Origin of the sequence: Coprobacillus cateniformis, assembly GCF_009767585.1 — a bacterium.
GTDB lineage: Bacteria > Bacillota_I > Bacilli_A > Erysipelotrichales > Coprobacillaceae > Coprobacillus > Coprobacillus cateniformis.
Genome location: NZ_WSNW01000001.1, coordinates 3,495,101 through 3,516,116, shown reverse-complemented (window position 1 = coordinate 3,516,116; position 21,016 = coordinate 3,495,101). Strand labels below are relative to the sequence as shown.

Sequence of the window (21,016 nt, the reverse complement as noted above, 5' to 3'; positions counted from 1 at the left end):
TTCTATAGAAATCAAAGAAATATTGAGAATCATATTTTTTTGATGTTTATGGTTTTATTCAATAGGTATTTTTGTTATAATGAGCAAGTGAAATGGAGTGTACTGAGATGACTTTTGAAAGATTGATAGAAATTAAAAAATTACTTAATGAATATAATTATCAGTATTATGTTTTGGATAATCCTTCAGTAAGTGATCAGGAGTATGATCGCTTAATGCAAGAACTACAAGCAATTGAAAATCAACATCCAGAATGGCTAACTGCTGATTCTCCAAGTCAACGTGTTGGAGGACAGGTTTTAGATAGTTTTACAAAGATTACTCATGAAAGAATGATGTTATCACTTGGTAATATCTTTAATGAAGATGAATTGATGGCATTTGATGAACGAGTTCGTGAGACGTATCCAAATGTTGAATATGTTTGTGAATTAAAAATAGATGGTTTGGCTGTCTCACTTGTTTATGCTGATGGACGTCTAGATTATGCAGCTACACGTGGAGATGGAACTGTTGGAGAAGATATTACACATAATGTCAAAACAATCAAGTCAATTCCTTTAACGATTGATTATGATGGTGATTTTGAAGTGCGTGGCGAAATATTTATGCCTAAAAAATCATTTAATGAATTGAATGAAGAAAGAGCGAAAGCAGGAGAGGCATTATTTGCCAATCCTCGTAATGCAGCAGCTGGAAGCGTTCGTCAACTTGATTCAACAATAGCTGCTAAGCGAAAGCTAGATGCTTTTCTATATATGGTTCCAACTGCAACAGAAGTGGGGTGTACAACCCATAAAGAAGCTTTAGATTATATTAAAGAATTAGGTTTTAAAACAAATCCTATGACACATGTTTCTTCTGATATTCAAGATGTCTGGGCATTTATCCAAGAGATGACAGAAAAACGTGATACTTTGCCTTATGAAATTGATGGAATTGTTATAAAGGTCAATAATCTTGAAGAACAAGTTCGTTTGGGATATACAGCTAAAGTTCCAAAATGGGCAATTGCATACAAGTTTCCTGCAGAGGAAGTTGTTACAAAACTCAAAGATATTATTTTTACGATTGGTAGAACGGGACAAATTACACCTAATGCTATATTAGAACCAGTTCGTGTTGCAGGAAGTACAGTTCAACGTGCCACTTTACATAATGAAGATAATGTCAAAAACAAAGATATTCGTATAGGTGATTATGTTGTTGTGAGAAAAGCAGGAGATGTTATCCCTGAAGTTGTTCGTTCTTTAAAAGAACGTCGTGATGGAAGTGAAGAGAAATTCAAAATGATTGAATACTGTCCTCATTGTGGAAGTCGATTGGTTAGAAAAGATAATGAAGCTGCTTATTATTGTTTAAACGATCAATGTGATTTTAAAAAGATTGAACGTATTATTCACTTTGCTTCAAGAGATGCAATGAATATTGAAGGATTAGGCGAAAAGATTATTGAGCAATTTTATAATTTAGGCTTTGTAAAAAATATTGAAGATATTTATGATTTATATAAACATGAACAAGAGATCATGGATATTGAAGGTTTTGGAAAGAAATCTATGGATAATTTGGTTGCGGCTATTGAAAAAAGTAAAGAAAATTCAATGGAAAAATTATTGTTTGGTCTTGGTATCAAAGGGATTGGAGCTAAGATGGCTGATAATTTATCTAAGGAATTTAAAAGTATTGATGCAATGCTTGAGGCGAGCACAGCAAAATTGTTATCCATCAAAGATGTAGGTGAAACGATTGTACAATCAATTAATCATTTTAGAAATGACCCAGCCAGTCTTGAACTTCTTATGAATTTAAAGGCTTTAGGATTAAATATGAACTATTTGAAAGAAACAACTTTGTTACAGGAAAGTATATTTAATGGTCAAACAGTTTGCATTACTGGAACACTTGAATTGATGACTCGTAAAGAGATGAAGGATTATTTAGCAAGGCTTGGAGCTAATGTTACAGGAAGTGTCTCTAAAAATACTGATTTCTTAATTTGTGGACGTGATGCAGGAAGCAAATTAGAAAAAGCCAATCAACTAGGTGTTACAGTCTTAACTGAGGAAGAATTTAGAAAGGAGGTTAATCTATGAAAAAATTAATTCTCGCATGTATGGCATTAACGTTACTGGTTGGATGTCATCGTGCTAAAGAATCTGTTCAGGAACAAACCAATACAGATACTGCAACGATGGATTCCTTTGACGATTCATATTACAAGATTATTAAAACTGAGAGTGGTGACAGTGAACTTAGAGAAGGTTTTTATCTTGATTATGGAGCAACAAGTGATTTTAAGACAATTGGAAGAGGGCTACAGATTCTCTCTTCTGATTATTTCTCTACATCAAATCACTATATGAGTGAAGGACAATATTTGAAATTATCATTGAAAAATGAACTGGTTAAAAGAAAGAGTGATTATTCTTTGCAACCTGCATCAGGGACAACAATTGGTGGTATCAAAGATCCCATTATGCTCCAAAATGTTCAGGAACAGGATTATTTTGTTAAAGATGGAAAAGGATATACACTCAAAGGAATTTCATTTTCATTAATCATAGAACCGCGAAATAGTGATAATAGTGTTTTGGCAGAGCCCATGAGTAATAGTGATATTGAAAGTTATGGGAGAGAATGTATTCAGAAATTTTATAATGTCATTAGACAAGCAGATGAGTTTAAAAAAGTTAAAGATTTACCTATTCTGATTACAGTGTATAAAGCGACTAACACTGCAACGAGTAGCGTTGATGGAAATTATATTTTAAAAAGTTATTGTCAAAAAGACGTTGGCGAAATTAATAAAGTGAACCATGAAAATGTATTATTTACAAGTGAGCGTGCTGAGCAACTAGATAAAACAACATTTGCTGATTTTGAAACCATTAAAAGAACTGTTAAAAACGCTGCAACTGAGGCTGTTGGTTTTGTAGGAGAAGCACGATACATGAATAATGAAATTCAATCTATGGTTATTAATGCCAATTTAAATATAAAATCATCTACAGAGTTAATGTATTTGACTTCTATTATTGCTGATGCAATAGATACAAAATTCACTTATGATTTTCAGATATCCGTCTTAGTGAATTCACAAGATCAATTACAGGCAGTTATTGTAAAAGATAAAGGGCAAAGCAGTAAGAGTACGTACTTGTATTAGGAGGAATATGTATGAATGATACAGAGAAAATGTTAAAAGAATTAGGACGTAAAACAATGTTTAATGTGAGTGATGCAGAAATGCCAGCACTCCTAGAAGAGTATAATGTTTTTATGAGCCATGTTCAGGCTCTTGAAGCTATTGATACTGAGGGGATTGAACCGCTTGCTTTTCCTTATGAAATTGAAACAACATTCTTAAGAGAAGATGTAGCTGATCATATTATAAGTAGAGAAGATGCTTTAAAAAATGCACATGATGTGCAAGAAAATCAAATCAAAGTACCAAAGGTGGTGGGATAAATGATTCAATATAGTATAGAAGAACTTCATCATTTATTCTCTTCTGGAGAATTGGATGCAAAAGCATATTATGATGAATTATTTAAAGAAATTGATATTCAACAAAATAGATTGAATGCTTTTGTAACAATAACAAAGACGAAAGCATATCAAGATTTAGAACAAGCTGATTTTAAAGAGTTACTAAGTGGTATCCCTTATGTTTTGAAGGATAATTATAATACAAAAGGAATTCAGACAACTGCATCTAGTCGTATGTTAGAAAATTATGTACCTATTTATAATGCTCATGTTGTTGATTTATTAAGTCAAGAAGGTGTTTGTTTAGTTGGGAAAGCGAGTATGGATGAACTGGCAATGGGTGGAACCAACAAGTCAGCATTAACAGGACCAGTCTATAATCCATGGGATTCATCACGCATCGCGGGTGGATCTTCAGGTGGAAGTGCAGCTCTTGTAGGAAGTGGTGTTGTTCCTTTTGCTTTAGGAAGTGATACTGGTGATTCCATTCGTAAACCAGCTGGATTCTGTGGAATTGTCGGTTTTAAACCAACGTGGGGACGTATTTCACGTTATGGTGTTATTCCATATGCTTCAAGTTTAGATACTGTAGGTGCATTTACACGAAATGTGAGAGATATGGCAATTGTGATTGAAGCATTGGCTGGACGAGATGATCGTGATATGACTTCAAGTCAAAAAGAAGTCCCTTGTTATATTAAGAATTTAACTGATGACATTCGTGGAATGAAAATTGCAGTTCTTAAATCAGTGAGTGATGAAATTAGAAATGTTGAAATTAAAACCAATTTTGAGAAGGTTATTCAAACATATAAAGATTTGGGAGCTATTGTTGAAGAAGTTACAATGCCTGTGGAATTGATGAGAACATTGCTTCCTACATATACAATTATCTCTAATTCAGAAGCAACAAGTAATCATTCTTGCTTAGATGGTATTAAATATGGTAATAGACAAGATGGTGAATCAACAGATGATATTATGATCAATTCACGTACACATGGATTTGGTGATCATATCAAGCGTCGCTTTATTCTTGGAAACCTTGCTTTAGCAACTGAAAATCAAGAGAGAATGTTTAGAAAAGCGCAAAGAGTCAGAAGATTAATTGTTGCAGAGTTAAACAAGATATACAACAATTATGATATTATTTTAACACCAAATGGTGGTAGTGTTGCACCAAAAGTAGATGAAGCAACTGATGATCGATTGAGTGATGAATATCTGATTTTGGAGAACCATTTATCATTAGGAAATTTTGCTGGTTTACCAAGTTTGTCGTTACCAAGTGGCTTTGTTGATCATATGCCTATTGCGATAAATGTTATGGGACGTGTCTTTGAAGAACAAACCGTTTTCAATTGTGCTTATGCGTTAGAAAATGCGTTAGGATTAAAGAATCAATTTTCGAGGGAGGGGTAAACATGAATTTTGAACAAGTTATTGGGTTGGAAGTTCACTGTGAGTTACAAACAAATTCAAAGATGTTTTCAGCTGCTCCTGTGACATTTGGTGAAGAACCAAATACAAAAGTGAATGAAGTTGATATGGGGATGACAGGAACAATGCCAGTTTTAAATAAACGTGGTGTTGAATTTGCTATTCGTGTTTGTCATGCATTACACATGGAGATTGATGAATTATTATGCTTTGATCGTAAAAATTATTATTATTCAGATTTACCAAAAGGTTTTCAAATTACACAAGATAAAAGGCCAATTGGTAGAAATGGATATTTGGATATAGAGGTTGATGGTGTCGTAACACGTGTTGAAATTGAAAGATTGCATATGGAAGAAGACACAGCTAAGCAATTCCATTTTGATGATTATTCATTAATAGATTATAACCGTGCGGGTATTCCATTAATTGAAATTGTTACAAGACCAAATATTCGCAATGGTGCTCAAGCAGCTGCTTATTTAGAAAAATTGAGACAAGTATTCCTTTATACAGATGTCTCTGATGCAAAGATGGAAGAGGGGTCTATGCGTTGTGATGTGAATATTTCTCTTCGCCCATATGGTAGTGAAAAATTTGGGATTCGTACTGAAATTAAAAACTTAAATTCGATTTCTAATGTTCAAAAAGCAATTGAATTTGAAGCATTGAGACAAGAAAAAGTTTTAATTCAGGGTGGTGAAGTGCTGCAGGAAACACGTCGTTTTGATGAAGATAGCAGAGAAACAGTTATGATGCGTGCTAAAGGGGATGCTGTTGATTATAAATATTATACAGAACCTAATATTTTACCAATTCGTCTCGATCATCAATGGGTTATGCAAATTAAAGACAACCTGCCTATGATGGCAGATGAGAGAGAGAAAGTTTATATTAACCAATATGGATTACCTAAGACAGATGCACATATTCTTGTTTCAAATAAAGCAATTTCTGATTTTTATGAAGCAGCAATTCAAACTTGCCAGGAATATAAACTTGTATGTAATTGGTTGTTAGGTGAAGTTCAAGCATATTTAAATAAGGAAAATTTAGCAATTAGTGAAACAAAACTAACACCTCAATACTTAGGGAAAATGATTACTTTTATTCAAGATGGAACGATTTCTTCTAAACAAGCAAAAAAAGTTTTTGAATGTTTAATGGCTGAAGGAAAAGATCCAGAGATTATTATTGAAGAAAAAGGAATGAAACAAATATCAGATCCTGAACAGTTAAAAATAATCATAAATGAAATCTTAGATAATAATGCGCAATCTATTCAGGATTTTGCAGCTGGAAAAGATCGTGCTGTTGGATTTTTGGTTGGACAGATTATGAAGAATACAGGTGGACAGGCGAATCCAAAAATTGCTAATCAAATATTGATTCAATTACTCAAAGAAAGAACGAAATAATGACCTATACATTTCATTCGATTTTTGGTACAATAAGAAAAGGTAGGTGAGATTATGGCTAGAAAATTTCAATTTGATGATGAAGATGATGATCAAAAAGATTATCAAGAGACTTCTCATATTGATGAGTTAGAGAATATGAAAGCTACACAAAATGATGAAAGTGTAACTGATACATATGAATATACTGATGAGTATAGTAGTGAAGAAGAGGATATTCAACCTATGGCAAAGAAAAAGAAGAAATTTGTTTGGAAATGGTGGCACTATGTTTTGATTGTCTTTGGTGTGCTTTTTATAGCATTTTCTATTTATATTTTCTTAGAATCTCGTAATAATGGTCCAGTTTATGGGGATCGTTGTCAAGGTATTGTTGAGATTTCTAATGATTTAAGAAAAGCAGCTATTGATACTGCTAAGAATGAACATTCTGAAATTCAAGATATAACTTTGGAAATAACTTGTAAGCAATTAAAAGTGGATATTGTATATAAGCCAGGAATGAAGACAAAAGATGCTCAAAAGATAGCTGAAAATGTTGTGCAAACATTAGATAAGCTTGTTGGAAAACCAAAAGAAGATGGAAAAACGTATAGTACTTTATTTGGAAAAATTGATAATGTATCTCAATATGAAGTGAATTTGTACTTAACTTCTCAAGATAGTAAAGATTTCCCTATCTTTGGAACAAAACATGTACAAAATGATGAATTCTCTTATACCCTTGCATCAGTTAAAGATAAAGAGAGTAAGGAAAAAGCAGAGAGCACTTTAAAGGATACAAATGAATAAACGGGCTATGCTCGTTTTTTTTGGAGGACAAAATGCAAAAGAATGAATATTTAGAAGCTAAATGTATAGATTATTCTCACGATGGTCAGGGAATTGTTAAAGTTGATGGATTTCCTGTTTTTGTCAAGAATATGTTAATTGATGAAGTTGGTAAAATTAAGATTATTAAAGTTTTGAAGAATTATGCAATTGGACGATTAATAGAAGTTTATCAGCAAAGTCCTTATCGAGTTGAACCTAGGTGTCCTTTGTTTAAACAATGTGGAGGATGCCATCTTCAACATCTTTCTATGGCTGGTCAGCAAAACTTTAAGACAAAAAGAGTAAAGGATACATTACAAAGGATTGGACATTGTCATGTAGAGGTTTTGCCTTGTTTAATGATGGAAAAACCATGGTATTATAGGAATAAAGTTCAGGTACCAGTTGGACTACACGGCAATACAATTGTGACTGGGTTTTATAAACAGCATAGTAATGACATTGTTCCAATGGAAATATGTTATATTCAAAATAATGAATCAAATCGTTTGGTCAATCGTGTAAGAAATCTTTTACAGGAAGCTCAGGAAAATCCTTATGACAAGATGTCACATCAAGGAAATATTAGGCATATTCTTGTTAAATATGGTTTGACATCACAACAGCTTATGTTGGTTCTTATTACATATCAAGATTCAATTAAAAATATAAATACTATTGTAAAAACATTAAAAAATGAGTTTCCAGATCTCAAGACAATCATTCAAAATATAAATAAAAAACATGACAATGTTATTTTAGGTGATAAAGTGAAGGTAATAGATGGTCCAGGGTATATAGAAGATGAACTTCTGGGAAATATATATCGTATTTCTGTTAAATCGTTCTATCAAGTTAATCCAAAACAAGTTGAACATCTCTATCAAAAAGCTATTGAGTTTGCTGATTTAAAACCTACAGATGAAGTTATTGATGCGTATTGTGGGATTGGCACAATTTCTTTATCTATGGCTAAGTATGTTAAAAAGGTATATGGTGTTGAAATTGTAGAACAAGCAATTATTGATGCAAAAGAAAATGCTCAAAGAAATCATGTTTCAAATGTTGAATTTACATGTCAAGATGCTGGTGAATTTATGGTTGAATTTGCAAAACAACAAAAACATATTGATGTTGTCATGGTTGATCCACCAAGAAAAGGGTGTTCTCAAGTCTTTTTAGATCAATTGGTGACTTTGTCGCCAGATAAGATTATATATGTTTCTTGTGATGTGGCTACACAGGCTCGAGACATTGCATATCTTCAAGAACATAATTATCAAGTAGATATATGTCAACCTGTAGATATGTTTCCGCAAACTCATAATATTGAAAATATAATTCGTTTATCAAAGAAAACTTTGATTTAAACTGGAAACAGTATTATATTTTTGTGATATAGGTGATAATGAGAGTGGTTTTACGTTTTAGTTTCATAGATATGAAAAAAGAGAGATAATGATTTGAAGTTTGCTGCTGTTATTTTTTCTGAAAATATTGTTTTGGTAATGAAATGATAATTTGTGGAGTGCAATTGACATAAGATGTTTATGAGATAGGAGGTAAAGACATGTACGAGAGATTATTAAATAAGGACAAACGACCTACTCATGATGAATTGGCTTCATACTGTGGTAAGAATGCAGAATTATTCACTTCTCTTCATACTTTTTTGTCAGGAGAATTGGATACAATTTCAGAAATACGTTTTCCATATGGAAAAGAGTATGGTTGGAGTATTTGTCATCGTAAGGGTAAGAAATTCATTTGTGATATTTTTGCAGAAAATGGTTCATTTACTGTTATGGTTCGCTGCTCTACACAGCAATATGAGAGTATTTATGATAATGTTCAGGATTATATGAAGAATTACATTGATCATAAATATCCTTGTGGTGATGGTGGGTGGATACAATATCGTGTAATAAATTCTGAGCATTTAGATGATATTAAAAAGTTATTAATTGTGAAATGCAGATTAAAATCAAAGACAAAAAAGAAATAATTAGAAATTGAAGGATAAACATGAGAAGTTTACTAAAAATAACTTATTGATGTGAATTAGTAATCGTACATGTCAGGTAAGAATAAAGAGTTTTTGAATACAATAAAGGCTAGACAAATATGTTTAAAATTAAATATATAAGGTGGTAAAAATGATGAACAGTGATTCCTTTTTCCTTATTAGATTTGTGTTAATAAAGATGTGATGAAACGTGATGCTCATTTTCCAAGAATGTTTGGAAATGAGATGTATGCATATTAGACATATTAAATTTGAAATGTTTTCTTATTTATATACATATGTTTTTTAATCAGTATAGATTTGCCAATTGTATTCTATATTCGAACTATTTTCTATTTGTTAGGATTAATACTTTATGCAATCTCTATCATTTGTTTTGGCATCCCTTCTAAGGATGAGTTTATTGTAATGGTATTTATCGTTTGTCTCGCAATCCTATGTATATATCATATTCTGGATGTCTTATAGGGTGTCCTTTGTTGACACAGTCAATTATCTTCACATTGGATTCAGATGGTGTTTAGGAGAATTTGTTACAACATAAAAACAGTGTACAGAAACTGTAAGAAGATATATTTACTTTCTAGTGTGATTTCTAGAAATATTTGTTTTTTTATATAAATGATATGATATATTAAAAATATTCAATAAAGAAAGATGAGGAAGAAGAAATGATTAGTGGTATTGCAGGTTTTGCTTATGATTGTAAAGATGCTGATGCATTATCAGATTTTTATGTAAAGTTACTTGGCTGGGAAAAAATTCTTTCAGGGAATGGCTGGGCAGGGTTACGCTCTCCTCAAGGTTGGATTTTTGCGTTTCAGGAAATTGAAGAATATGTAGCACCAGTATGGCCATGGCAGAAAGATAAACAACAGCAAATGGCACATATCGATTTTTTGGTTGACGATTTAGAAAAAGGTGTTTTACATGCTTTAGAATGTGGGGCAACGAAATCTGAAATTCAATATTTTGATACTTCGACAGTTATGTTTGATCCAGAAGGTCATCCATTTTGTTTAAGTACAGTCAAACAATAAAATCCTACACTTATTTTAAAATATATGATTTGTTAGAAATGACACTATTGAAAAGATAGTGTCTTTTGTAATTTTTGAAAGTATTTCTTAACTCGATTGTTATAAAATGGATGAACGATATGAATTGTTTGTTGTATGATGATAAATAAGATATAATATATAAAAGATATGAAGGGAGTAATGGACAGTGGGATTGGTTTATCAAATTTGTAGGGGAATAACATTGGGAATTATTATAGGATTTGTTGCAGGTGGTTTTAAGATTGCCTTTCCAAACAAAGAGTATTCTCAAAGGAAAGTTGGATTGGTAACAAAGATGATCGATTAATTAGCAAATATTTTAAAATATATTACTTTTTTAGTGCTCTCTTTAGGATTGGTTTGGTGTTGTTATTTTTTAGTTTTAGGAATTGTGGTTCCAGCACAAGTTGATTATGCAAATGATATGGCAGAACTTATTGTATCTGTTCTCACTGTTATTTCAATTATATTTGCCTTTGTTGAATTCTCTAGAAGAAAATAATTGCATAGGAATTATTAATGTATGTATGAAAGCAGTAAGAATAAGTAATCTCATCACTTTTGATTGCAATGATAAAAATATTTATTTAAATAAATATTAATCGTGATTGTTTTTCTATAATTTCATATCTATGTATGTTAAAATGAATGTATTAATATGAAAGGTGAAGAGGGATGTTAATTGAAGATTTTATTGTTGTGTTTAAATGCTTTTGAAATGATGGAAGTGAGTCCGTTTATTGATGTATTTGGCTGGGCACGTAATGATTTTGGATATGATATCAAAGTCATAACCTGTGGGTATAAAAAAATGTAACAAGTACTTTTGGTGTATCTATAGAAGTTGATATGTTGCTCAAAGATGTTGATGTTAACGAATATGATGCATTAGCTATACCTGGTGGCTTTGAAGAATATGGGTTTTATGATGAGGCTTATAAAGATGAAACATTACAACTTATTCGTTCTTTTGACCAGGTGCATAAACCAATCGCATCAGTATGTGTAGCAGCTTTGCCAATTGCCAAAAGCGGCATTTTAAAGGGCAGAACAGCAACTACTTATCATTTAAGAGGTGGCTATAGACGTGATGAATTAGCTTCTTTGGGAGTTATATTAGGTGATGAGTGGATGGTTGTGGATGATAATATTATAACATCTTCTTGTCCGAAAACAGCAGCAGATGTTGCATTTGAATTACTGACAATGTTAACATCTTATCAAGAAGCACAACAAGTAAGAGAAGCTATGGGGTATAAATAAGTAATCATCGAGATATGGGAGAGTAAATATGAAATTAAATTAATAACGATTATGGTAGGAGATATAGAGAAGGCGATAGAGTTTTATCAAAAATGAGTTGGTTTAAAATTAGTCAATCATCTGCATTTAGAAATGGGACAAATTGTATTTTTATCAAATGGAAAGAATGAAACAATGTTAGAATTGATTCAATTTAAAGATGCAGAGAAAGTGTCAATGAGTGGTATTGTCATGAGTTATTCAACAGATGAAAAATTTGACGCACTTAGAGAGAGGGCTTTGCATTTAGGATATTCACCAACTAAAATTATTTGCCATTCCACTAAGTCTGATTATTTTAGATTATTAGATTCAGACGGAATAACTGTTGAGTTTTCTATATAAATAAGTGATAAGGAGAAACATAATATGAAATTTCCATTTTCAGATGAACCAAACACTGCAACGATTGTATGTTGTCATGTCTTAGAGAAAAATGAACCTATTTTATTTGCTTCACATGATGAAGATGATGGGATGTGGCAGTTTTTATGTGGTCATACACATGAAACTGATGAAGCTAGGATTATATCACTTCTGGCAGCATTTGAAATAGATCCTTCAATTGGAGAATTAAAAGATATGCCTTATGGTTATTATGCAACAAGAGAAAGTATTGAGGATCATTGGATAGTCAATAAAACACATTCAAATGAAGGTGATTTGAATGAGTGAAATGAAGCATTTGAAAAAAGAAGATCTTTCTTTAGAACATAAAGAAGGAACTTCAGACTATGAATACTATAAAAGAAGTTTCTTACCTAGAGGTTATGCTGAGCAATGTATTGTCAATATCTATGAAATACCTCCTCAAAAATCTGCATACCCATATCATTATCATCATAAAAATGAAGAAGTTTTTTATATTATCAAAGGTCAAGGTATTTTAAAGACACCTGATGGAACAAGAGAAGTTTCGACAGGTGATCTGTTATATTTTCCAGCCAATGAAAAAGGTGCTCATCAATTAATTAACACATCTTTAACAGAAATGCTGATATATATTGATTTTGATACTTATCATGACATAGATATTGCTATTTATCCGGAATCAAAAAAAATTGGTGTTTGGGGTAAAGATATAAATAGACTTTATAAGTTGAATGATTATGTTGATTATTATGATGATGAAATATAAAAGAAGAAATTGAATAAAAAAAGAAACTGTTATCTTGGATATCAGTTTTTTTGATTAAACACAAACAATAAATGAATTAATATATTAAATATATTAATAATTATATTAAATATATTAATAATTACATTGACATATATAAAATTATGTATTATATTTCTGATAAGAAGTGAGAGGAAGTGTGAATGTGAAAAAGGTCATTAGTCGATGCCCGGTCTGCAATCATGAATTGACAGTTGTCAGGTTAAAATGTGATTCGTGTGAGACGGTCATAGAAAATAATTTTAGATTGAGTAAATTTGATTATCTTTCTGATGAGGAATTGTATTTTACTGAAACCTTTATTTGGTGTAGAGGAAATATTAAAGAGGTAGAAAAAGAACTTGGAATTTCTTATCCGACAGTTCGTTCAAAATTAGATGCAATTATCAAGAAACTTGGATATGAATCAAAGAATAATGAGCAGTCCTCTGCCAAGAAAGAAGAAATTTTAAAAGCTTTAGAGAATGGTGAAATTACTGCTGAAGAAGCCATTGCACAGTTAAAATAAAAAAGGAGAATGATAGTATGGATGAAAAATTAAGGATTTTGAAAATGGTTGAAGAAGGAACTATGACAGCAGAGCAAGCGGTAGACCTGATGTCAGCCATGGAATTGGATGTCAGTGTACAATCAGTTGCAAAAAATACGTATGATAAGAAGATGTTTCGTGTTATTGTTGATAGTGAAACTGGAGATAAGGTGAATGTTCAGTTTCCTGTAGGAGCAATTAAAAAGTTATTAAAGGCAACTGGTAAATTACCTATACCTGATGATTGTATGAAAGATATGGATCTTTCTAATATTATGGAAGCAGTATCTGAATGTTTAGATGAAGAAATTGAAGGTGATTTTGTCAACGTTGAAGGAGCAGACGGAACAGTTGTAAGAGTTTTTGTTGATAAATAGAGGCTAATCATGAAAGTTAAAATCAGAACAAGTGATATTCGAATTTCTATGCCTATACCGATTAGAATGATTGGTTTTGTAGTGAAACTTATTCCTGATATAGTGTTTGATGATATCAAACACTATATACCTGAACCATATAATGTTTTGGTTACAAAAGACGTTATAAGTGTATTGCTCAATGAATGTATTGATATATTAAAAGAAAATAAGGGTTTGGAGATGCTGCATGTTGAGGCAGTTGATGGAACATTTATATCCATTAGATTATAAAAATGAGGTTGTTATTGTAAGATAACAATCTTTTTACATTTTATTTTCATTTGATTTATAGTAAGATGTGAGAAATGAAAGGGTGAAATACATATACTAAAGATGAAATATCAAGGCTTTCACTATTATTTTATCAAGTATAGATAATTGTGAAAGGATATGGTCAAAATTCTAAATAGGATTTATCACAATGTACGCTTTTAAAAAAAGATTAAATGCATTGTATATTTCTAAATCATGAGTGCTGAATGATGAAAATAGCTGAATCTTTATGATTGAATGGAATAGATAAAAGAAAAGGGGAGATATTATAAAACATATGTTTATAATAGTCTCCCTTTTAAATAGATATAGATTCATTAATTTCTTTTTTTGTTGAATTTTTATGGATGCTTTCTGAATTTGCAGCAACTGCTTTTTCATAGTAGTTACACTTATACTCGATATGATCCATAATATCCTGCAAATCTGCCATTTGTTGTTTAACAATTTCACGACGCTGATAAAACATTTCCAATCGCTCGTTAAGAGTGCAATCACCTTCTAAACACCATTGACTAAATATTTTAATGTCTTTAATGGGCATACCTGTTTCTTTTAAACATTCGATTGTTTTTAACATATTGACATCATCTTGTGAAAATTTGCGGATTCCTGATTGACGTTCTACAAACGGTAATAATCCTTCTTTGTCATAATATCGAATTGTAGAAGGTGTGAGATTAAACATTTTGGCAACTTCACCAATTGTATAGTACATGACTTTATACCTCCTATGCTTTCCTTTAGAATAGCACTTATAAAAATATTTATCAATAGGTATTGACTTAAAGTTAAGTTTAAGTGATAGACTACAACTCATAGGAGGATGATATATATGTATTTAGAAACTATAAATAACTCTAAAGATTTGAAATATTTATCTTTAGAACAATTGAATATTTTATCAGCAGAAGTCAGAAAGGCTTTGCTTCATAAATTGAGTCAACATGGAGGGCATTCGGGTCCAAATTTAGGAATGGTTGAGATGACAATTGCTTTGCATTATGTTTTTGATTCCCCCAAAGATAAAATTGTATTTGATGTTTCTCATCAAAGTTATGTTCATAAAATGTTAACTGGTCGAAAGGATGCATTTTTAAATAAAGCGCAATATGATGATGTATCTGGATTTACAAATCCGTTAGAAAGTGAACATGATTTTTTTAATATAGGACATACATCAACTTCTATTTCTTTGGCTTGTGGATTAGCAAAAGCAAGAGATCTCAAAGGTGATCATGAAAATATTATTGCAGTTATTGGTGATGGCTCATTAAGTGGAGGAGAAGCTTATGAAGGGTTGAACAATGTCGTTGAACAAGGGAGTAATATGATAGTTGTTATTAATGATAATGAAATGTCTATTGCTGAGAATTATGGTGGATATTATAGGAATTTACAAGAATTGAGAAGAAGCAAGGGAAAGAGTGAAAACAATTTATTTAAGGCATTAGGATTTGATTATTATTATGTTGAGGATGGACACAATGTAGAGGCAATGGTTAACATTTTTCGTCAAGTGAAAGATAGTCATTATCCAGTTGTTATTCATGTACATACAATCAAGGGAAAAGGGTATCATTATGCTGAAAAGAATAAAGAAAAATTTCATGCTGGTGGACCTTTTGATATTGAAACAGGAGAATATTTATCTAATGAAACTAAAGAAAATTATAATGATCTCACTGGCAAATATCTCCTCAAAAAAATGAAAGATGATTCAAGAGTTGTGGCAATTACATCAGCAACACCAGTTGCAATTGGAATGAATGAAAATAACAGAAAGATTGCTGGTCAGCAATTTGTTGATGTTGGTATTGCTGAAGAGCATGCTGTTGCTTTCGCTTCAGGAATTGCTAAAAATGGAGGAAAGCCAGTATATGGTGTTTTTAGTACATTTATTCAAAGAACATATGATCAAATTTCTCAAGATTTATGTATTAACAACAATCCAGCAGTTCTGCTTGTTTTCTGGGGATCGGTTTTTGGTATGAATGATGAAACACATATAGGTTTCTTTGATATTCCATTATTATCTAACATTCCAAATTTAACTTATTTAGCTCCCACAAATAAAGAAGAATACTTTGCAATGTTAGATTATGCTATTGAACAAAATGACCATTCTATTGCCATTAAGGTTCCTCATATGGAAGTCATTTCAAAAGGAGTTGCTGATACAACCAATTATAAAATTTTGAGATCTAAAGTTGTTAAAAAAGGTCAAGATATTGCTATTATTGCTGTTGGAGATTTCTTTTTCATTGGTGAACAGGTGATAGATCTTTTAAAACAGCATGATATTTATGGAACATTGATTAATCCTGTTTTTATTCACGGATTAGATATTGACTTATTAGATGAATTAAAGATGAGTCATTCTCTTGTTATAACATTAGAGGATGGAATTATTGAGGGTGGATATGGACAAAAAGTAGCTTCATACTACGGTCCAACAAATATGAAAGTTAAAAATTATGGTTTAAAAAAGAAGTTTTATGATCGTTATGATCCATATGAATTATTGCTTGAAAATCGATTAGATGCAAATCTGATTGTTGAGGATATTCTTACATTGATAAAATAATTGCTTGTTCTGAGAATAGGTACAAATTATATAACTGTGAAGTGATCTTCTTTCATAAGATAGAATAGGTATCTAAAAAGATATCAAACTTATAAAAGGAGAATGATGAAAGAAAAATGGATTCTTATCAAAATTGTCAATGTCATACATCAACAGATTTTGGACCATATCCTTTTGCAACGAATGTCATAAGGGCAGCTGAATATAACAGTTATTATCGTACAACAATTTGGACAGGTCAGAATTTACAAATGACTTTAATGTGTATTCCTCTGTGTGATGATATAGGAATTGAAAGACATGAGGATACTGATCAATTTATTCGTGTTGAAGAAGGATATGCTTTAGCACAAATGGGAGATTCAAAGGATTGTTTAAATGAACAATGGGAGTTATGTGTTGGTGATGCGGTTTTTGTTCCAGCTGGAATATGGCATAATATTATAAACATTGGGAATTGCCCACTTAAATTATCAACTGTTTATGCTCCTCCCCATCACCCTCATGGAACCATTCATCAGACAAAAATGGAAGCTATGGAGGATTAAATAATTTCAAATAAAGTGATAGGATTTTTTGAAATTTGAAAGATTGTACAGTGAGATACTTTGAAAAACTTTGTATATAAAAAAACTCTTTGAAGAGATGAAAACTGATTCATTTATTCCCTTCTCAGAGTTTTTTTGTAGTAGATAATAGAATAGTTAAGAGTATGAGGAGATAATTCTATTCATTTCTGTTTTTATGTTTATTGCGTAAATTTTGAATTGTTTGTAAACGAGCAGCAACTTTAGCTTCGCTGCCTTGCATTGTAGGATGATAATAATGATGGTCAGCAATCTTGTCTGGAAGACATGTCATAGATGTAATTTTATCTTCATAATCATGAGCATATTGATATCCTTCACCATAATGAAGCTCTTTCATTAATTTTGTTGGAGCGTTGCGAATTTGTAAAGGAACAGGTTCACCTAAAGTGTCTAAAGCATCTTTTTTTGCAGATTCATAAGCCATATATAATGCATTTGACTTTACAGATAATGAAAGATATGTAACAACATGTGTAAGATGCACATTGCATTCAGGAACGCCAAGAAAATGACACGCCTGATAACCAGCAATAGCAATTTCTAGGGCACGACTATCTGCCATCCCAATATCTTCACTTGCAAATCTTACCAAACGTCTTGCAATATATAAAGGATCTTCGCCTGCCTCTAACATTCTGGCTAACCAATATATAGCAGCATCAACATCGCTATTACGCATAGACTTATGTAGTGCTGAAATGATATTGTAATGTTCTTCGCCTTTTTTATCATAGAGAAAGGATTTGCGGTTGGTACATTCTTCAATGATTTTTTGAGAAATGACGATTTTATTTTCTTGTTGTTCTCCATTCAAAACAGCCATTTCTAAAGTGTTTAATGCCATTCTAGCATCACCATTAGAAAAAGATGCAATCATGTATAAACCATTTTCTTCAATTTCAATGTTTTCATTACCGAATCCCTGTTCACTCGATAAGGCATGCTTTAATAAATCTAAGATATCTTCAATTTCAAGACCATGTAAAACAAAGACTTTACATCGCGATAATAGGGCAGAGTTGATTTCAAAAGAAGGATTTTCTGTGGTTGCGCCTATGAGAATAATGCTTCCACGTTCAACATAAGGAAGAAAGGCATCTTGTTGCGCTTTGTTGAAACGATGAATTTCATCTACGAAAACAATTGTTCTTATGCCCATCATTTGTTTTTCTTGTGCTTGTTTCATAACTGCCTTGATATCTTTAATGCCACTTGTGACGGCACTAAAGTCAATGAATTCAGATTGCGTACAATTGGCAATGATTCTTGCTAATGTCGTTTTTCCCACTCCGGGTGGACCCCAAAAAATCATAGAGGAAATTTGGTCGTGCTCTATTAACTGCCATAATATTTTTCCTTGTCCAATAAGATGTTTTTGTCCCACATAATCTGATAATGTTTGTGGTCTCAAACGACTGGCTAAAGGTTCTTGGCTTTGATTTTGAAAAAGCGATGTTTGTTCCATATAATCACCTATACTTTCTGTTTCTATTTTATCATTTTCAAAAAATTAGTAAAGTTGATTAAGTGATGTTTTAGGATGTTTATGCTATACTTATTTTATAATTCAATAAAAGAGGAGCAAAAAAGTGAAATCAAGAATCAAGAAAATATGTATTGTCATTGCAGGTGGAATTGTTGTCTTGGTAACAGTCTTTCTTATATACGTTAATGATTATTATCATGCTGAGGCTTTACCAGCAAGTTATATACAAAATACACAGGAAATGTCTTATCAAGACAATATAAGCAGTTATATTTTCCAACCAAAGGGCGAGAATAAAGGTGGCATTATTTTTTATGCTGGAGCAAAAGTGGATGAGTTGGCATATACAAATTTAATGCAAAAGTTTTCACAGCAAGGATATATGTGCGCTTTAGTCAAAATGCCATTTCGATTGGCTATATTTGATAGCAATGCTGCAGATAAGATTATTGCAGCTTTTCCAAATATTAAGAATTGGTATATGATGGGGCATTCTTTAGGTGGAGCAATGGCAGCAAATTATGCTTTTAATCATGAAAATAATTTGAAAGGCTTGGTTTTATTAGGGGCTTATTCTACTCAAGATTTATCGGAAACATCTTTGCAGGTCTTGAGTTTTTATGGGACTGAGGATCAAGTTTTAAATATGGGTAAATATCAAAATTATTTTCCAAATCTTCCACAAAATACAATAGAATTTACTATTGAAGGGGGTAATCATGCTTATTATGGGAATTATGGTGAACAATCTGGAGATGGAGTTGCAACAATAACAGCTCAAGCACAACAGGAACAAGTTGTTCAGTTATTTTGTCAAACTTTTATTAATAAAGAGGAGTTGGTTGAGTGAAACAATTACAAGTTATAAAAATGGCATTGGCGTTCTTTTTGGCAATGACTATTGCACAATGTTTTGGATTGCAATACACAGCAAGTGCTGGAATTGTAGGTTTGTTAACAATTCAAAATACACGTAAAGAGACATTTCAAATCTGTTTAAAAAGAGTTTTATCTTTTTTTCTGGCATTCATATGTGCCTATGTTGTTTTTTTGATTTTTGGTTATAGTGCAATGAGTTTTGCGATTTTTCTATTCATATTTATTGGTCTTTCTTTTTTAGGACATTTAGAGGATGGAATTGCTATGAATGCTGTTATTGCAACACATTATTTAATTGAAGAATCTATGAATTTGTTTTGGATTCAAAACGAATTTGGAATTTTTATGATTGGACTACTTATAGGTGTTTTGATTAATCTATATATGCCTTCTCAAAGGACAAAGATTGAACAATCATTATTTGAATTAGATCAAAACATAAAGGAATTGTTAGTCAGAATGTCAACTTGTTTATTAAAGGAGCAAAAACAAGGAAGTTTATTTGATGAATTTGAAAATGTTCTTGAATTGGTTGAAAGGATGACGAAACAAACTTACGCTGAAGTGAATAATCGATTGTTAAATGATACAAAATATGAACTTCAATATTTATTAATGAGGAAAGAACAAATTAATGTCCTTAAAGATATATATGATTTCATTGTTCGTATTGATTTTGTGGGGAATCAAGCTTTAGATATGTCTGATTTTATAAATAAGATGTCTTTTGAATATCATGAGAATAATGATGTTGAAGGCTTAAAAGAGGAGTTATCTATTTTAAAAAAACATTATCAACACGATGAATTACCACAAACACGTGAAGAATTTGAAAATCGAGCTATGTTATATACAATATTATGCTATCTTGAAAAATTTTTAGATTTAAAATCTAACTTTTGTGGAAAGGGAGCCTATTGTATGCATTCTGTTTCTTAAAGAGAATATGATTAATTGAAAGAGCGCTTATCATAAATGTACAGAATATATTCATTCATTTTACAAATCAAAGTTATCCAAAAACCATATTGATTACTCGTAATAAAATTTATCAATTGGCAAAGTCATAGCCATCCTTATTGATATATTAGATTTCAATTTGCATGTGAAACCATATGTCTAAAGAAATTCAAAAGATATATGATAAATTTATGAAAACAATCATTTATACTTATGTTTATTCTGATTATCAAGGCGGTATGAGATATTTTAAAGATGCACTCTAGAAAACTCACATGTGCTCGATCATAAGTCTATGCAAAAAAATCTTGGAATCAAAAATTGGTATTAAACCAAGTAAAACAAATGATATCAACCAATAAAAGAGACTACATCATGACATGTGCTAAAAAGTTATAAATAATAATACTTGAAAAATACAGACACACTTGTGTGTTTTTTTAATTTGGATAGATATTTTTTTACGGTTTTTTTAATTTTGTTCATGTATAGTTAATATCTGAGTCCTATACTAATGACAATCGTATAAAAAAAGTGGTATGATAGATAAGTCATAAAGAAAGA

The 21,016-nt window shown here is 31.3% G+C and carries 24 protein-coding genes; 22 read left to right on the top strand and 2 right to left on the bottom strand.

Annotated features, from left to right (window positions below; genetic code table 11):
• Positions 1–107 precede the first annotated feature (107 nt).
• The 18 genes from ligA to GQF29_RS17385 all read left to right on the top strand — a co-directional run bounded on the left by ligA (position 108) and on the right by GQF29_RS17385 (position 13,908).
• A complete protein-coding gene (gene ligA / locus GQF29_RS17470) occupies positions 108–2,096 on the top strand; it encodes an NAD-dependent DNA ligase LigA (protein ID WP_008789527.1) in 1,989 nt (662 codons plus the stop codon).
• Complete coding sequence (locus tag GQF29_RS17465; protein WP_008789528.1) at positions 2,093–3,169, top strand: CamS family sex pheromone protein; 1,077 nt, start codon at positions 2,093–2,095, stop codon at positions 3,167–3,169. The genes ligA and GQF29_RS17465 overlap by 4 nt, the downstream gene beginning before the upstream one ends.
• Positions 3,170–3,180: 11 nt before the next feature.
• Positions 3,181–3,471: an Asp-tRNA(Asn)/Glu-tRNA(Gln) amidotransferase subunit GatC gene (gene gatC, locus GQF29_RS17460; RefSeq protein ID WP_008789529.1), complete on the top strand. Its 291-nt coding sequence runs from the start codon at positions 3,181–3,183 to the stop codon at positions 3,469–3,471.
• Positions 3,472–4,914 (top strand): Asp-tRNA(Asn)/Glu-tRNA(Gln) amidotransferase subunit GatA, encoded by a 1,443-nt coding sequence (gatA, locus tag GQF29_RS17455; RefSeq protein WP_008789530.1) that lies wholly within the window; start codon positions 3,472–3,474, stop codon positions 4,912–4,914.
• 2 nt (positions 4,915–4,916) lie between these two features.
• Positions 4,917–6,350 (top strand): Asp-tRNA(Asn)/Glu-tRNA(Gln) amidotransferase subunit GatB, encoded by a 1,434-nt coding sequence (gene gatB / locus GQF29_RS17450; protein WP_008789531.1) that lies wholly within the window; start codon positions 4,917–4,919, stop codon positions 6,348–6,350.
• Between the two features lie 54 nt (positions 6,351–6,404).
• Positions 6,405–7,142 carry a hypothetical protein gene (locus tag GQF29_RS17445; RefSeq protein WP_008789532.1) on the top strand — a complete coding sequence of 246 codons (738 nt, stop codon included), beginning with the start codon at positions 6,405–6,407 and terminating at the stop codon, positions 7,140–7,142.
• A gap of 32 nt (positions 7,143–7,174) precedes the next feature.
• Entirely contained in the window at positions 7,175–8,533 is a 1,359-nt protein-coding gene (gene rlmD / locus GQF29_RS17440) for a 23S rRNA (uracil(1939)-C(5))-methyltransferase RlmD (protein ID WP_117598769.1), read from the top strand.
• Positions 8,534–8,733: 200 nt separating this feature from the next.
• Entirely contained in the window at positions 8,734–9,168 is a 435-nt protein-coding gene (locus tag GQF29_RS17435) for a DUF3788 family protein (protein WP_117598770.1), read from the top strand.
• A gap of 434 nt (positions 9,169–9,602) precedes the next feature.
• On the top strand, positions 9,603–9,713 hold the full coding sequence (locus GQF29_RS19080; protein ID WP_367400814.1) for a hypothetical protein: 111 nt from the start codon (positions 9,603–9,605) through the stop codon (positions 9,711–9,713).
• Positions 9,714–9,860: 147 nt separating this feature from the next.
• Positions 9,861–10,229: a VOC family protein gene (locus tag GQF29_RS17425; protein ID WP_008789535.1), complete on the top strand. Its 369-nt coding sequence runs from the start codon at positions 9,861–9,863 to the stop codon at positions 10,227–10,229.
• 703 nt (positions 10,230–10,932) lie between these two features.
• The gene (locus GQF29_RS18925) at positions 10,933–11,067 is read left to right on the top strand and encodes a type 1 glutamine amidotransferase family protein (RefSeq protein WP_272898065.1); all 135 of its coding nucleotides are present in this window, start codon (positions 10,933–10,935) and stop codon (positions 11,065–11,067) included.
• A 32-nt stretch (positions 11,068–11,099) separates the two neighbouring features.
• Positions 11,100–11,513 (top strand): DJ-1/PfpI family protein, encoded by a 414-nt coding sequence (locus GQF29_RS17415; RefSeq protein ID WP_202086408.1) that lies wholly within the window; start codon positions 11,100–11,102, stop codon positions 11,511–11,513.
• A gap of 132 nt (positions 11,514–11,645) precedes the next feature.
• Positions 11,646–11,897, top strand: coding sequence for a VOC family protein (locus GQF29_RS17410; protein ID WP_054689151.1), 252 nt, complete (start codon positions 11,646–11,648; stop codon positions 11,895–11,897).
• A gap of 24 nt (positions 11,898–11,921) precedes the next feature.
• Complete coding sequence (locus GQF29_RS17405; protein WP_054325121.1) at positions 11,922–12,227, top strand: hypothetical protein; 306 nt, start codon at positions 11,922–11,924, stop codon at positions 12,225–12,227.
• On the top strand, positions 12,220–12,690 hold the full coding sequence (locus GQF29_RS17400; RefSeq protein WP_008789540.1) for a cupin domain-containing protein: 471 nt from the start codon (positions 12,220–12,222) through the stop codon (positions 12,688–12,690). The genes GQF29_RS17405 and GQF29_RS17400 overlap by 8 nt, the downstream gene beginning before the upstream one ends.
• A 184-nt stretch (positions 12,691–12,874) precedes the next feature.
• Positions 12,875–13,237 carry a DUF2089 domain-containing protein gene (locus GQF29_RS17395; RefSeq protein ID WP_054325122.1) on the top strand — a complete coding sequence of 121 codons (363 nt, stop codon included), beginning with the start codon at positions 12,875–12,877 and terminating at the stop codon, positions 13,235–13,237.
• A gap of 17 nt (positions 13,238–13,254) precedes the next feature.
• Positions 13,255–13,635, top strand: coding sequence for an SHOCT-like domain-containing protein (locus GQF29_RS17390; protein ID WP_054325123.1), 381 nt, complete (start codon positions 13,255–13,257; stop codon positions 13,633–13,635).
• Positions 13,636–13,644: 9 nt separating this feature from the next.
• A complete protein-coding gene (locus GQF29_RS17385; protein WP_054688550.1) occupies positions 13,645–13,908 on the top strand; it encodes a hypothetical protein in 264 nt (87 codons plus the stop codon).
• Positions 13,909–14,248: 340 nt separating this feature from the next.
• Here GQF29_RS17385 and GQF29_RS17380 read toward each other — a convergent pair whose 3' ends face one another.
• Positions 14,249–14,668 (bottom strand): MerR family transcriptional regulator, encoded by a 420-nt coding sequence (locus GQF29_RS17380; protein ID WP_008789544.1) that lies wholly within the window; start codon positions 14,666–14,668, stop codon positions 14,249–14,251.
• Between the two features lie 117 nt (positions 14,669–14,785).
• On the opposite strand from GQF29_RS17380, the gene GQF29_RS17375 reads away from it, so the two are divergent.
• Positions 14,786–16,537, top strand: a complete 1,752-nt coding sequence (locus tag GQF29_RS17375; protein WP_008789545.1) for a 1-deoxy-D-xylulose-5-phosphate synthase — start codon at positions 14,786–14,788, stop codon at positions 16,535–16,537.
• 116 nt (positions 16,538–16,653) lie between these two features.
• Positions 16,654–17,085 carry a cupin domain-containing protein gene (locus tag GQF29_RS17370; protein WP_054325124.1) on the top strand — a complete coding sequence of 144 codons (432 nt, stop codon included), beginning with the start codon at positions 16,654–16,656 and terminating at the stop codon, positions 17,083–17,085.
• Between the two features lie 178 nt (positions 17,086–17,263).
• On the opposite strand, the gene GQF29_RS17365 is transcribed toward GQF29_RS17370, so the two are convergent.
• A complete protein-coding gene (locus GQF29_RS17365; RefSeq protein ID WP_117598774.1) occupies positions 17,264–18,592 on the bottom strand; it encodes a replication-associated recombination protein A in 1,329 nt (442 codons plus the stop codon).
• 124 nt (positions 18,593–18,716) lie between these two features.
• On the opposite strand from GQF29_RS17365, the gene GQF29_RS17360 reads away from it, so the two are divergent.
• On the top strand, positions 18,717–19,463 hold the full coding sequence (locus tag GQF29_RS17360) for an alpha/beta fold hydrolase (protein ID WP_008789548.1): 747 nt from the start codon (positions 18,717–18,719) through the stop codon (positions 19,461–19,463).
• A complete protein-coding gene (locus GQF29_RS17355; protein WP_008789549.1) occupies positions 19,460–20,431 on the top strand; it encodes an aromatic acid exporter family protein in 972 nt (323 codons plus the stop codon). Before GQF29_RS17360 ends, GQF29_RS17355 begins: the two co-directional genes overlap by 4 nt.
• Positions 20,432–21,016: the final 585 nt, after the last annotated feature.